The organism is Nocardia sp. NPDC019323 (assembly GCF_044389845.1).
Taxonomy (GTDB): domain Bacteria; phylum Actinomycetota; class Actinomycetes; order Mycobacteriales; family Mycobacteriaceae; genus Nocardia; species Nocardia implantans.
The window spans coordinates 1-13,082 of record NZ_JBIRYN010000016.1 but is presented as its reverse complement, the minus strand read 5'-3'; the positions used below and the strand labels follow the sequence as shown (position 1 = coordinate 13,082).

Annotated in this window: 11 protein-coding genes; all 11 read left to right on the top strand. The window is 67.2% G+C overall.

Annotation, left to right across the window (positions count from 1 at the left end):
• The first annotated feature begins 172 nt into the window (after positions 1-172).
• The gene (locus ACH49X_RS32825; RefSeq protein WP_051021363.1) at positions 173-967 is read left to right on the top strand and encodes an ABC transporter permease; all 795 of its coding nucleotides are present in this window, start codon (positions 173-175) and stop codon (positions 965-967) included.
• 3 nt (positions 968-970) lie between these two features.
• Positions 971-1,834 carry an ABC transporter permease gene (locus tag ACH49X_RS32820; protein WP_067811488.1) on the top strand — a complete coding sequence of 288 codons (864 nt, stop codon included), beginning with the start codon at positions 971-973 and terminating at the stop codon, positions 1,832-1,834.
• A complete protein-coding gene (locus tag ACH49X_RS32815; RefSeq protein ID WP_195083265.1) occupies positions 1,831-3,180 on the top strand; it encodes an MCE family protein in 1,350 nt (449 codons plus the stop codon). Before ACH49X_RS32820 ends, ACH49X_RS32815 begins: the two co-directional genes overlap by 4 nt.
• Positions 3,177-4,253 carry an MCE family protein gene (locus ACH49X_RS32810; RefSeq protein ID WP_195083264.1) on the top strand — a complete coding sequence of 359 codons (1,077 nt, stop codon included), beginning with the start codon at positions 3,177-3,179 and terminating at the stop codon, positions 4,251-4,253. Before ACH49X_RS32815 ends, ACH49X_RS32810 begins: the two co-directional genes overlap by 4 nt.
• Positions 4,253-5,263: an MCE family protein gene (locus tag ACH49X_RS32805; protein ID WP_323124721.1), complete on the top strand. Its 1,011-nt coding sequence runs from the start codon at positions 4,253-4,255 to the stop codon at positions 5,261-5,263. Before ACH49X_RS32810 ends, ACH49X_RS32805 begins: the two co-directional genes overlap by 1 nt.
• A gap of 37 nt (positions 5,264-5,300) precedes the next feature.
• Positions 5,301-6,533 carry an MCE family protein gene (locus ACH49X_RS32800; protein ID WP_195083273.1) on the top strand — a complete coding sequence of 411 codons (1,233 nt, stop codon included), beginning with the start codon at positions 5,301-5,303 and terminating at the stop codon, positions 6,531-6,533.
• On the top strand, positions 6,530-7,768 hold the full coding sequence (locus ACH49X_RS32795) for an MCE family protein (protein ID WP_195083263.1): 1,239 nt from the start codon (positions 6,530-6,532) through the stop codon (positions 7,766-7,768). Before ACH49X_RS32800 ends, ACH49X_RS32795 begins: the two co-directional genes overlap by 4 nt.
• On the top strand, positions 7,765-9,006 hold the full coding sequence (locus ACH49X_RS32790; protein WP_357113108.1) for an MlaD family protein: 1,242 nt from the start codon (positions 7,765-7,767) through the stop codon (positions 9,004-9,006). Before ACH49X_RS32795 ends, ACH49X_RS32790 begins: the two co-directional genes overlap by 4 nt.
• 106 nt (positions 9,007-9,112) lie before the next feature.
• A complete protein-coding gene (locus ACH49X_RS32785) occupies positions 9,113-9,847 on the top strand; it encodes a hypothetical protein (RefSeq protein ID WP_323124720.1) in 735 nt (244 codons plus the stop codon).
• A gap of 10 nt (positions 9,848-9,857) precedes the next feature.
• On the top strand, positions 9,858-10,586 hold the full coding sequence (locus ACH49X_RS32780; protein WP_357209325.1) for a hypothetical protein: 729 nt from the start codon (positions 9,858-9,860) through the stop codon (positions 10,584-10,586).
• Positions 10,587-10,998: 412 nt separating this feature from the next.
• Positions 10,999-13,082, top strand: a 2,084-nt coding sequence (locus ACH49X_RS32775; protein WP_357209324.1) for a DNA-directed RNA polymerase subunit beta, incomplete at its 3' end; no start/stop codon positions are given.

The following is a 13,082-nucleotide window of genomic DNA, read 5'->3' as shown; positions in this document are numbered from 1 at the left end:
AGATCATGCACACGTTGCCGCATGCCGCGCAGGTCGCGATCCGGGAATCACTTGCCGACAACGACGATACGCAGGTGATGGCCTACAACAGCGGCGATCTGGCTAATTATCAGGGTGGTGCGTTCGACACCACCGTGCGACGCAACACAACTAACGGGTAACATCTGCGATCGTGAATTCGACCCTGGCGCGATTGCGAACTCCCCTGGAGTCGGGGTTTGCCCAGGCCGGCAACATCTTTGCGCTGCTCCTCGACGTTTTGCGGAAGACATTCCGCCGCCCCTTCGAGTGGCGGGAGTTCATCGAGCAGTCGTGGTTCATCGCGAGTGTCTCGATCCTGCCCAGCGCGCTCGTCGCGATTCCGTTCGGCGCGGTCGTGGCATTGCAGACCGGCTCGCTGATCAAACAGCTCGGCGCGGAATCCTTCACGGGCGCTACCAGTGTGCTGGCAACCGTCCAGCAGGCGGCTCCGGTCGTGACGGCCCTGATCATCGCCGGCGCGGCCGGGTCGGCGGTGGCCGCCGATCTCGGCTCGCGCACCATCCGCGAGGAAATCGACGCGATGGAAGTGCTCGGCATCGATCCGGTGCGCAAGCTGGTGGTGCCGCGCGTGCTCGGCATGATGCTGGTCGCGCTGCTGCTCAACGGCCTGGTTTCGGTGGTCGGCATCGCGGGTGGGTACTTCTTCAACGTCCTGTTGCAGGGCGGTACCCCCGGCGCTTACCTGGCGTCGTTCTCCGCCCTCGCCCAGCTGCCCGACCTGTGGATCGGTGAGATCAAGGCGGCGATATTCGGTCTGCTCGCCGGCGTCATCGCCGCGTACAAGGGGCTGCATCCCAAAGGGGGCCCGAAAGGAGTCGGTGACGCGGTGAACCAATCCGTGGTGATCACGTTCATGGTGCTGTTCTTCGTGAATCTCATCCTGACCATGGTGTACCTACAGGTCGTCCCGGCCAAGGGTGCCTGACGGATGGCCACCTCGTACCGGACCCCGGTCGCCAAGTCCCTGCGCCGGGTTGGTGAAGTCGCTCGGATGCCGCTCAACGTCATCGATCGCGCCGGCGAGCAGATGTCGTTCTACACGCGGGCCATCGCCTGGATCCCGCGAACCGCGGTGCACTACCGCAAGGAAGTCATGCGGCTGCTGGCCGAGGTCACCTTCGGCACCGGCGCGCTGGCGGTGATCGGCGGCACCATCGGTGTCATCGTGTTCATGTCCGGCTCGGTCGGCGTCGTCGTCGGCCTGCAGGGCTTCAAGGCGCTGGACGCGCTCGGCAGCTCGGTGCTCACCGGCTTCCTCACCGCCTACATCAACACCCGTGAGATCGCGCCGCTGGTCGCCGCGCTCGCGCTCTCGGCGACGGTCGGTTGCGGTTTCACCGCGCAGCTGGGCGCCATGCGGATCTCCGAGGAGATCGACGCGCTCGAGGTGATGGCGGTGCCCGGCGTGCCGTTCCTGGTGACCAGCCGCGTGATCGCCGGATTCCTCGCGGTGATCCCGCTCTACATCGTCGGGTTGCTCGGCACGTTCATCGCCTCGCGGACGATCAGCATCTGGTTCAACGGGCAATCCAGCGGGTCCTACGACCATTACTTCAGTTTGTTCCTGCCACCGGAGGACGTGCTCTATTCGTTCCTCAAGGTGCTGGTCTTCGCGTTCGTGATCATCATGGTGCACTGCTACTACGGGTTCCACGCCACCGGCGGGCCCGCTGGCGTCGGCGTCGCGGTCGGCCGCGCGGTCCGGGCCGCGATCGTCCTGGTGAACGTGCTCGACTTCTTCCTCAGCCTCGCGATCTGGGGCACCACCACCACGGTGCGGGTGGCCGGATGAGCCGCACCCAAACCTGGCGCTCGACGGCGAAGCTGCGAACTCGAGTGCTGGGGATCGCGTTCTTCGTCGTGGTCGCGCTGTTCCTGTGGACGACCATCGCGATCTACAACAAGCAATTCGTGAAGACGGTCCACGTCGACCTGATCACCGACAGCGTGGGCAACGCGCTGACCCGCAACGCGGATGTGAAGGTGCGCGGCATCACCGTCGGCGAGGTGCGCTCGAGCAACTCCGAAGGCGGCGCGGTGACCTTGAACCTGGCCATCGACCCGGACAAGGCGCAGCAGATTCCCGACAACGCGACCGCGCGCCTGCTGCCCAAGACGCTGTTCGGCGAGCGTTATGTGGATCTGGTGATCCCGCAGGACCCGAGCCCGCGGCATCTGACCGACGGCGTGACGCTGCACCAAGACGTCAGCGGCAACGCCATCGAGCTGAGCAAACTGCTCGACGACGTGCTGCCCTTGTTGCAGGCCATCCCGCCGCAGGACCTGGCGGCCACGCTGGGGGCGCTGTCGCAGGCGCTGTCCGGGCAGGGCACCGCGCTCGGGGAGAGCGTCGACAAGCTCGACGACATCTTCCGCCAGGTCAACGTGGTGCTTCCGGACCTGAGGGCCGATCTGCGCAGCTTCGCCGAGGTGGCGGCCACCTACTCCGACGCGGCGCCGCAGCTGATCCAGGCCCTGGACAACCTGCGCACCACCAACGCCACGATCGTGCAGCGGCGCACCGACATCGACGCCCTGTACGCGACGCTGACGCCGACCTCGGCCACCACCACCGAGTTCCTGATCGCCAACCGCGACAACATCATCGACGTGGCCGCCGACTCCCGCCCCGCGCTCGAGCAGTTGGCCTACTACTCGCCCAACTACGCCTGCTCGCTGGCGAACTTCGCGCAGCTGAAGCCGCGCATCGACCGGATCTTCGGCAAGGGCACCGACACCCCGGGTTCCCGAGTGACCATCGAACTGACCAACACCCGCGGCAAGTACCTGCCCAACCAGGACGAACCGCGCTGGCTGGACACCAGGGGGCCGTGGTGCATCCCCGAGATGCCGTTGGGCGTCGATCCCGGCCAGTACACCGGAGGGCCGAACAACGACGGCTCCTACGCCGTCCCGAGCCGCAACCCGGGTGACCAGGAGATCGGTCATCTGGAGCCGCCGCAGTTCGGCGTCCACCCGGCGAGCAAGATGCCGACGATCGCCGGTTCCCCGATGGAGCGGCAGTCCCTCGGCGCGATCTACGGCGCGGCCAACGGCGTCGCCCCTGATCAGGTGCCCGGCTGGGTGACCAGGGCAGGCGCGCCCGCGTTCCGCGGAAGCGAGGTGAGCGTGCGATGAAGCAGCAACTGCGCGGCCTCGGCGGGCCGCTGACCAAGTTGATCATCTTCGTCCTGGTGACCTTGTTCGTGACCACGGTGCTCGCGCTGTCGATCGCCAACTACAGCGGCGGCGGCACGAAGTTCAAGGCCAGGTTCACCGACGTCACCTCGCTCAACCCCGGTGACGAGGTCCGCATCGCCGGCGTGCGAGTCGGCAAGGTGACCGATGTGTCCATCGTCGACAAGCGTCTGGCCGAGGTGAAATTCGAGCTCACCGACCGGGACTGGCTGCCCGCGTCGACCACCGCGACGATCAGGTACCGCAACCTGGTCGGCCAGCGCTACATCGCGCTGGAACAGGGGACCGGGGAGCAGGGCAAGAAGCTCAACGAGGGCGGCACCATCCCGCTGGAGCGCACCAGGCCCGCGCTCAATCTGACCACGCTGTTCAACGGCTTCCGTCCGCTGTTCCGCACGCTGACCGCCGAGGACGTGAACAAGCTCTCCTTCGAGATCATCCAGGTCTTCCAGGGCGAGCAGGGCACCATCCACGATCTGGTCGCGACCACGGCGAACCTGACCAACAAGATCGCCGACAAGGACGCCGTGATCGGTGAGCTGACCCGCAATCTGACCGCCGTGCTCGACACCGTCAACCAGCGCGACGACCAGTTCGATCAGTTGATCGTGAACACCGAGGCGCTGATCAGCGGCCTGAACGCCGACCGGGACACGATCGGCCGCTCGGTGACCTCGCTGGCCGACCTGACCTCGGCGACCTCGGACCTGCTCGTCCCGGTGCGCCCGACGCTGCAAGGGTCGATCGCTGGTCTGAGCCAGCTGACCGGCACGCTCGACGAGCGCCAGGACGAGGTGAACGAAGCGCTGACCAACCTGCCGCTGAAGATGGAGAAGCTCGGCCGCGCCGCCAGTTACGGCTCCTGGTTCCAGTTCTATCTGTGCGGCATCGACATCGTCGTGGGGCCGGGCGCGGTCGACGCGCCGCAGCTCAACCTGCCCGCGGGCCTGCCGACGATCAACCAGCCGATATACACCAACGCCGCGCCGCGCTGCCACGGGAAGGCCCGCTGATGGAGGACCGCATTCTGCTCGGCAAGCGCAGCCCGGCGTTCCTCGGCGCGCTCGGCATCGCCGTGGTGCTGCTGGTGACGATGTCGGCGTTCTTCCTGGATCAGCTGCCGATCATCGGCGCGGGGACCAAGTACACCGCGGAATTCCGCGAGGCGGCGGGCCTGAAGAAGGGCAACGAGGTCCGGGTGGCGGGCGTCAAGGTCGGTTCGGTGTCCGACGTGCGGCTCGACGGTGACCGCGTGCTCGTGGACTTCCGCACCAAGGACACCTGGATCGGCAACGAGACCACCGCGTCCATCCAGATCAAGACGCTGCTCGGCCAGAAGTACCTCGCACTCGATCCGCGAGGCTCGAAACCGGCCGATCCCAGCTCCCGGATCCCGCTCTCGCGCACGGTGTCTCCGTACGACGTGGTGGACGCGTTCACCGATGCCGCGCGCACGATCGATCAGATCGACACCGCCCAGCTGGCCAAGAGCATGCAGGTGCTGTCGGAGGCCTTCGAGACGACGCCGCCGGAGATCCGCGGCTCCATCGACGGCGTCGCCCGGCTGTCGGAGACGCTGGCCAAGCGCGATCAGGAGTTGAAGAAGCTGTTCGCCGCGACCAGGCAGACCACCAAGATCCTCGCCGACCGCAACGCGGAGTTCGAGCGGCTGCTCGCCAACGGCGGGCAGTTGCTCGCCGAACTGAACGTCCGGCAGCAGTCGATCAAGCAGTTGCTCTCGGGCGCCAAGACGGTCTCCGCGGAGCTGAGCGCGCTCGTGCACGACAACGAGGAGCAGATCGGTCCCGCGCTGCGTAACCTGCGCGCCGCCATCGATCTGCTCAACGACAACCAGCAGAACGTCTCCAAGACGCTGGAACTCGCGGCGCCGTTCTACAGCCTGTACGCCAGCGTGCTCGGCACCGGGCGCTGGTTCGACGCGGTGATCGTCAACGTGTTGCCGCCCGCGCTGCCCGAAATCCCCGGCTACCGTCAGCCGATCCGCACTTTGGGAGGTAACTGACGTGGCGGACAACTGGCGTAGCGATCCGGTCGGTGCGGTGCGCGGCTCCAGCCGCGGCGCCAAGGTCGGCATCGCGCTGATCGTCGTGCTCGCCGTGCTGGTGGCGGTGGTGCTGTGGTGGCTGTTCGACCGGCTGTCCACGACCAAGATCACCGCCTACTTCGACCGCTCGGTCGGCATCTACGAGGGTTCGGACGTGCGCATCCTGGGCGTGCCGGTCGGCTCGGTGGATTCGGTGGAGCCGCAGGGCGATCAGGTCAAGATCGTGATGAGCGTGGACCGCAAGTACGACGTCCCCGCGGACGCGCGAGCCGCCCAGATCACGCCGTCGATCGTGTCGGACCGCTACATCCAGCTCACCCCGGTGTACACCGGCGGCCCGAAGATGGCGCGCGACGCGACCATTCCGCGGGAGCGCACGGCGACGCCGGTGGAAGTCGACCAGCTGTACAAGAGCATCACCGAACTGTCCGACGCGCTCGGGCCGAACGGCGCCAACGCCGACGGGGCGGTGAACGACCTGGTGCGCACCGGTGCGGCGAACTTGGCGGGCAACGGCGAGGCGCTGGCCAACAGCCTCACCCAGCTGTCGCGGGCGGTCCGCTACCTGTCGGACGCGCGCGGCGACATCTTCGACACGGTGAAGAACCTGCAGGCCTTCATCACCATGCTGGCCCAGAACGACCAGCAGGTCCGGCAGTTCAACACCCAGCTGGCCGATCTGTCGACGTTCCTCGCCGACGAGCGGCAGGATCTCGGCGCGGCGCTGAACCTGCTGTCGATCGCGCTGGGCGACGTCGCCCGCTTCATCGACGACAACCGGGGCCTGATCGCGGACAACGCCGAAAAGCTGATCCAGCTCACCAAGACGCTGTCGGACCAGCGCGACGACGTGGCCGCCTTGCTTCCGGTCCTGCCGGTGGCGCTGAGCAACCTGATCAACGTGCACAACGCCGAATCGGGCACCCTGGACATGCGCGCGAACTTCCCCGAACTGCAGGACCCGTTCGGCGTGGTGTGCAAGATGCTCGATCTGTCCAAGCTGATGCCGGGCGATCCCAAGTTCGAGGCGCTCGGCAGGCAGATGCGGCCGATCCTCGACCACTGCAAGGAGATCACCGACCAGATCACCGCCGGGGTGCAGACCCCGACGCTGAACCTGCCGTTCGGCATCCTCAGCGGCGAGAACCAGCAGCGCGACCCGGTGCCGGGTACGGTGCCCGGCACGCCGTCGGACCGGCTTCCGCCGTCGCAGGGAGGGGCGCGATGAGCACTCGAATCCGTTCGCTCGCACGCGGTCTCGGCGCGGCGCTGGCACTCGGCCTGACCGGTGCGCTGATCACCTCGTGCGCCTCCGACGGTATCTACAGCGTGCCGCTGCCCGGCGGCGCCGACGTGGGCGAGCACCCGATGCACATCGACATCCAGTTCGACGACGTCCTCGATCTCGTGCCGCAGTCGGCGGTGAAGGTCGAGGGTGTGCCGGTCGGCCGGGTCGAGAAGATCAGCATCGGCAAGGACCAGTGGACCGCGACGGTGCGCACCGTGGTCAACTCGTCGGTGAACCTGCCCGCCAACGCGCGGGCCGAGGTCAGGCAGTCGAACCTGCTCGGCGAGAAGTTCATCGAGCTCTCCAAGCCCGCCGCCGACCCGGAGCCGAGCAGGCTGGCCGACGGCTCGGTCATCCCGGTCGACCGCACCCGGCACGCCACCGAGGTCGAGCAGGTGCTCGGCGCGTTGTCGCTGCTGCTCAACGGCGGCGGCGTCGCGCAGTTGCAGCCGATCGTCACCGAGCTGAACAAGACCATCGGCGGCCGCGAGGACCGCGTTCGCTCGCTGATCGAGCAGGCGAACACGCTGATCGACGGCCTGAATCAGCAGGTGGACGACATCACCCGCGCGCTCGACGGCCTCGACGTGCTCAGCGCCAGGGTGAGCAAGCAGACCGATCAGATCGGCAAGATCCTCGACGAGCTGCCCAAGGGCATCAAGATCCTGGAAGAGCAGCGTCCGCAACTGGTCGCCCTGCTCGCGCAGCTGGACCGGCTCGGCGAAGCGGGCTTCGACGTGCTGAACACCGCGAAGGACGACCTCATCCGCGACCTGACCTCGCTGCGGCCGACGCTGCAGGAACTGGGCCGGTCGGCGCCGGATCTGGTGTCCGCGGTTCCGCTGATCCCGACCTACCCGTTCCCCGACTCGGCGCTGGAGAGCACCTTCGGCGGCAGCGTGAACACGTGGTTGTCGGTCGATCAGCAGATCGGTGTCACGCTCAGCAACTTGGGTGTGGGCAAACCGGACCCGGTGTACATCCCGCCGGTCGGCCCGCCCGTTCCGGTGAACCCGACCAACCCGTACTACAACGGCAACGGCCCGCGTCCGGGCTGGCCGACGGTGTCGATCCTGCCGCTGCCGCCGCTGATGGCGCAGCCGCCCGCGCCCGGTGTGCCAGGTCCGGTCGGGGCGATCCTCGAGCAACTCGGCGTAGGGAGTGGTCCGCGATGACACGTCTGGTGCGGTGGCAGCTCATCGCGTTCGTGGTCATCGCGGTGCTCGGCGTCGTGTACGTCGGCGGCAAATACATCCGGCTCGACCACATGTTCGGGCTCAACCAGTACACGGTGAAGCTGCGCGCGGCGCAGACCGGCGGCATCTACAAGGGCGCCGAGGTGACCTACCGCGGCGTCGCGGTCGGCCGGGTCGGTGAGCTGGAGCTCACCGGCGAGGGCGTGGTGATGAACCTCGTCATCGACGCGAGCGCGCCGAAGATCCCCGCCTCGGCGAAAGCCGTGGTGGCCAACCGGTCGGCGATCGGTGAGCAGTACGTGGACCTGCAGCCCGATTCGGACGCGGGCCCGTACCTGCGGGACAACTCCGTGATCACCTCGGCGACCCTGCCGGTGTCGGTGGAGGAGCTGGTGTCCAGCGTGGACACCTTCGCGAGCTCGGTGGACCTGAACGCGCTCAACACGACGGTGCGCGAACTGGGCAAGGCGTTCGACGGCAAGGGCGACGACCTGCAAGTGCTGATCGACTCGCTGAACAAATTCACCGAGACCTTCCACGCGACGCTGCCGCAGACCATCCAGCTGGTTCGCGACGGCCGCGTCGCCCTCGGCACGCAGGCCGAGCAGTCCGCGGCGATCCGCGAATTCAGCGACGGCTTGGACAAGCTCACCGCCCAGTTGCGTTCCAGCGACCCCGACGTGCGCAGGCTCATCGGCACCGGAACCGACGCGGGCGAGCAGATCGGCGCGCTGCTCGAGCAGAGCGGCGGCCCGCTCACCCAGGATCTGTCCAACCTGCGACTGCTGTTGCAGGCGATCTCGCCGAAGTTCTACGCGATCAAGCCGCTGCTGCAGATGCTCCCGCAGCTGTCGATCGGCGGCTCATCCACCGCGCCCGGCGACGGCACCAGCCATTTCGGCCTGGTGCTCGAGACCAACAATCCGCCCGCCTGTACGGTGGGCTACGAGGGCACGCATCGGATTCTCGAACAGATGAAGGCGCAGAACCCGGACTTCGACGACACGCGCGACGAGTTCCCGTTCAACAAGGACGCCAAATGTCTCGTGCCATTCGGTAATCCGACCGCCGTCCGGGGTGGCGAGCGAGCCGAGTTCGCCGATCCGGCCATCGTCCAGCCCTGGGACTCCAACCCCAAAACCGATCCGGAAAAGCTGAACCTGACTCCGGTCGCCGTGCAGTTGTCGACCCTGCTGGGGGTCACGCCGAAGCGGTGACCAGGAGCAATGACGTTAGGGTGTCTCGCGTGAGTGACTGGAGCGAGCGGACCACGGGCATGTCGCCCTGGAGCGCGACCGAGCCGACCGACGGCGAGGCGCTGTCATGACCGCCGATCTGACCAAGCGGTCCGATACGGCGGCGCCGGACGCGCCGGACACCGCGACGACTACGGCGGACGAGTCCACCGCGAAGACCGACGCCGGCGAGCGGAAGGCGGCCGACCGGGCCGGCGGCGACTCCGCGCGGACCGGTGGCGCGTCCGTGCTCAGCCGGGTGGCGTTCGTGGGTTCGGCGCTGCTGCTGGTGGTGGCGTTGATCGGCGCCGCGTGGTTCGGCGCGGGCTGGGTGCGGGCGGCGTTCACCGACGGCCCGCGCGCCGAGGCCAGGGACACCGCTCTGGACGCCGCGCGCCAAGCCGCGCTCAACATGACCTCGATGAACCTGGACGACGTGCCCGGCTCGCTGGCGCTGGCGCGGTCCTCGATGACCGGCGCGCTGCTGGACTCGGCCACGAAGAACAAGGACCAGGCCGAGCAGATGGCGCAGCAGAGCGGGGTCGGGATGACCTCGAAGGTGCTCGGCGCCGCGCTCACCTCGCTCAACGGCGAGCAGGACAAGGCATCGGCGCTGGTCGTGCTGCAGGTGACCGAGAAGGGCAAGGACAAGCCGCCCGCCGACTACCGCTACACCTGGACCGTCGACGTGGCCAAGGACGGCGGGGTCTGGAAGGCCGAGCAGATCTCCTCGCTCAGCCAGCCGGTGCTGCTCAGCGGCGGACCCGCCGCGCAGCCGCCCGCGACCGACCAGCCGCCCGCCGCGCCGAAGCCGGGATCGTAGGAGGACACCCATGACGTCTCGCCGACCGGTCAACCGGGTCACCTCCAAGCGCAGGCCGAGCGCGGAATCGAGCCGGACCACCGCCCCCCGCGCGGACCGGCCCGCACCGGCCCGTAAACCGCGCTTAGCGGGCGCTTCGCGTCCCGCCACGGAGTCGGAGACCACCGGCGCCGAACCGAGCCCTGCCGGCGCGGCACGGTGGCGCAAGATCATCTCGCGCGGCCCGGACCGTCCGCGGGGCACGACCGGAAGGCCGCGCTGGGGCGTCACCGCCACCATGCTCGTCGCCGCGCTCTTGCTCGGCGGTTTCGCGTGGCTGGCCGCGCAACGGCCTGGAGTGGACACCTCGAATCGGGCCTACGTGGACAACGAGGCCACCCAAGAGGTGCGCGCGGCCGCCGACAACGCCCTGCGGGCTGTCTACGCCTACGACGTGAAGAAGATCGACGGCTATCGGGACGCCGCGAAGCAGGTGCTCACCGGAAAGATGCTGGCCGATCTGGACAAGTACGCCGATACCACCATTTCGGCGGTCAAGCAGGCCCAGACCAGTGCCGACGCGAAAACAGACCCGATTGCTGTGACATTGCTCACCGACGATCGCGCCGAGCTGATCGTCAATCTGGTGGTGAGCGCGACCAAGGACGGCGTGGCGCAGCAGAGCGTCTCCGGCCCCGTGGTCCTGCACATGCAGAAGGTGGACGGTCGCTGGCTGGCCAGCGACATCGTCGATCAGTAACGGCTACCACATCGGCCGGGATGACGCAGCGCGGCAGGCGATCTCGCCGGCGGCCCCGGGCGGGGCTGCCACTTGACGAGTTTCGCCCGAACCGTCACGCTATTCACAACAGCGGCAGCTGTCACAGTGGCTTCCAGCGCACCGCGCCCGAAGGACGCAGCCAGCGAATTCGGGCCCGGCGCGGCAGCCATGCGGACGATCACACGGGTGGTACTTTGACACCCCCGTGTACTTGGGTGTAGGTTTGGACGTTGCGCTGGCTGCCTCCTGTCCATACCTCGATTTGCACACGTAAGTTCACCTTTCCGGTGTTACTTCCGTCGTTGCCTGTTCGAGTTTCGTTCGGGTAGTAACCAGCGGAATTCGTAGCAGACAGAGCGACGGTCGCGGACCACCACGCGACGCGCATGAGGTGCTGGAAGGACGCATCTTGGCAGTCTCCACCCAGACCAAGGCAGTTGCCGGAATCCCCGGAGCCCCGTTGCGGGTGTCTTTCGCGAAGATCCGTGAACCCTTGGAGGTCCCCGGGCTTCTCGACCTACAAACGGAATCGTTCGCCTGGTTGATCGGTTCGCCGGATTGGCGCGAGCGCGCGGCGGCTCGCGGCGACGTCGGCCTAGTCGGTGGCCTCGAGGAGGTGCTCGAGGAGCTCTCCCCGATCGAGGACTTCTCCGGCTCCATGTCGCTGTCCTTCTCCGACCCGCGCTTCGAGGAGGTCAAGGCCTCGATCGATGAGTGCAAAGACAAGGACATGACGTATGCGGCTCCGTTGTTCGTGACGGCGGAGTTCATCAACAACAACACCGGTGAGATCAAGAGCCAGACGGTCTTCATGGGTGATTTCCCGATGATGACCGACAAGGGCACGTTCATCATCAACGGCACCGAGCGGGTCGTGGTGTCGCAGTTGGTGCGTTCGCCGGGTGTGTATTTCGATCACACGGTCGACAAGGGCACGGAGAAGGATCTGCACAGTGTGCGGGTCATTCCGTCGCGTGGCGCGTGGCTGGAGTTCGACGTGGACAAGCGCGACACCGTGGGTGTGCGCATCGACCGCAAGCGCCGCCAGCCGGTCACGGTCCTGCTGAAGGCGCTGGGCTGGACCACCGAGGAGATCGTCGAGCGCTTCGGCTTCTCCGAGATCATGATGTCGACCCTGGAGAAGGACAACACCGCCGGTCAGGACGAGGCGCTGCTGGACATCTACCGCAAGCTGCGTCCGGGTGAGCCGCCGACCAAGGAGTCCGCGCAGACCCTGTTGGAGAACCTGTTCTTCAAGGAGAAGCGCTACGACCTGGCGCGCGTGGGCCGCTACAAGATCAACAAGAAGCTCGGCATCCACCTCGGCGAGCAGGTCGTCGGTTCGGTGCTGACCAAGGAAGACATCGTCAACACCATCGAGTACCTGGTGCGTCTGCACGCGGGTGACAAGACCATGACCGCCCCCGGCGGCGTCGAGGTCCCGGTGGAGGTCGACGACATCGACCACTTCGGCAACCGCCGCCTGCGCACCGTCGGCGAGCTGATCCAGAACCAGATCCGGGTCGGCCTCTCGCGCATGGAGCGCGTGGTCCGCGAGCGGATGACCACTCAGGACGTCGAGGCGATCACGCCGCAGACCCTGATCAACATCCGCCCGGTCGTCGCCGCGATCAAGGAGTTCTTCGGAACCTCCCAGCTGTCGCAGTTCATGGACCAGAACAACCCGCTGTCGGGCCTGACCCACAAGCGCCGCCTTTCGGCGCTCGGCCCGGGTGGTCTGTCCCGTGAGCGCGCCGGTCTGGAAGTCCGTGACGTCCACCCGTCGCATTACGGCCGCATGTGCCCGATCGAGACCCCGGAAGGCCCGAACATCGGCCTGATCGGCTCGCTGTCGGTGTACGCGCGGGTCAACCCGTTCGGTTTCATCGAGACCCCGTACCGCAGGGTCGTCGACGGCCGGGTCACCGACGAGGTGGTCTACCTGACCGCCGACGAAGAGGACCGCCACGTCCGCGCCCAGGCGAACTCGCCGGTCGGCCCGGACGGCCGCTTCCTCGAGGATCGCGTCCTGTGCCGCCGCGGCAACGAGGAGAACGAGCTCGTCGCCGCCAGCGAGGTCGACTTCATGGACGTTTCGCCGCGTCAGATGGTGTCGGTCGCGACGGCGATGATCCCGTTCCTCGAGCACGACGACGCCAACCGCGCCCTCATGGGCGCGAACATGCAGCGTCAGGCGGTTCCGCTGATCCGTTCCGAGGCGCCGATCGTCGGCACCGGTATGGAGTTGCGCGCGGCGGTCGACGCGGGTGACGTGGTGGTGAACGAGAAGGCCGGTGTGGTCGAGGAGGTTTCCGCCGACTATGTCACCGTGATGCACGACGACGGCACGCGTAAGAGCTACCGGATGCGGAAGTTCAACCGGTCGAATCAGGGCACGTGTTCCAACCAGCGTCCGATTGTGGATGAGGGTCAGCGGGTGGAGCGTGGTCAGGTGCTGGCCGATGGTCCGTGCAC

Coding starts and splice junctions, on each gene's coding strand:
- ACH49X_RS32820 (WP_067811488.1), top strand. CDS start 971: ATGGCCACCTCGTACCGGACCCCGGTCGCCAAGTCCCTGCGCCGGGTT.
- ACH49X_RS32815 (WP_195083265.1), top strand. CDS start 1,831: ATGAGCCGCACCCAAACCTGGCGCTCGACGGCGAAGCTGCGAACTCGA.
- ACH49X_RS32810 (WP_195083264.1), top strand. CDS start 3,177: ATGAAGCAGCAACTGCGCGGCCTCGGCGGGCCGCTGACCAAGTTGATC.
- ACH49X_RS32805 (WP_323124721.1), top strand. CDS start 4,253: ATGGAGGACCGCATTCTGCTCGGCAAGCGCAGCCCGGCGTTCCTCGGC.
- ACH49X_RS32795 (WP_195083263.1), top strand. CDS start 6,530: ATGAGCACTCGAATCCGTTCGCTCGCACGCGGTCTCGGCGCGGCGCTG.
- ACH49X_RS32790 (WP_357113108.1), top strand. CDS start 7,765: ATGACACGTCTGGTGCGGTGGCAGCTCATCGCGTTCGTGGTCATCGCG.
- ACH49X_RS32785 (WP_323124720.1), top strand. CDS start 9,113: ATGACCGCCGATCTGACCAAGCGGTCCGATACGGCGGCGCCGGACGCG.
- ACH49X_RS32780 (WP_357209325.1), top strand. CDS start 9,858: ATGACGTCTCGCCGACCGGTCAACCGGGTCACCTCCAAGCGCAGGCCG.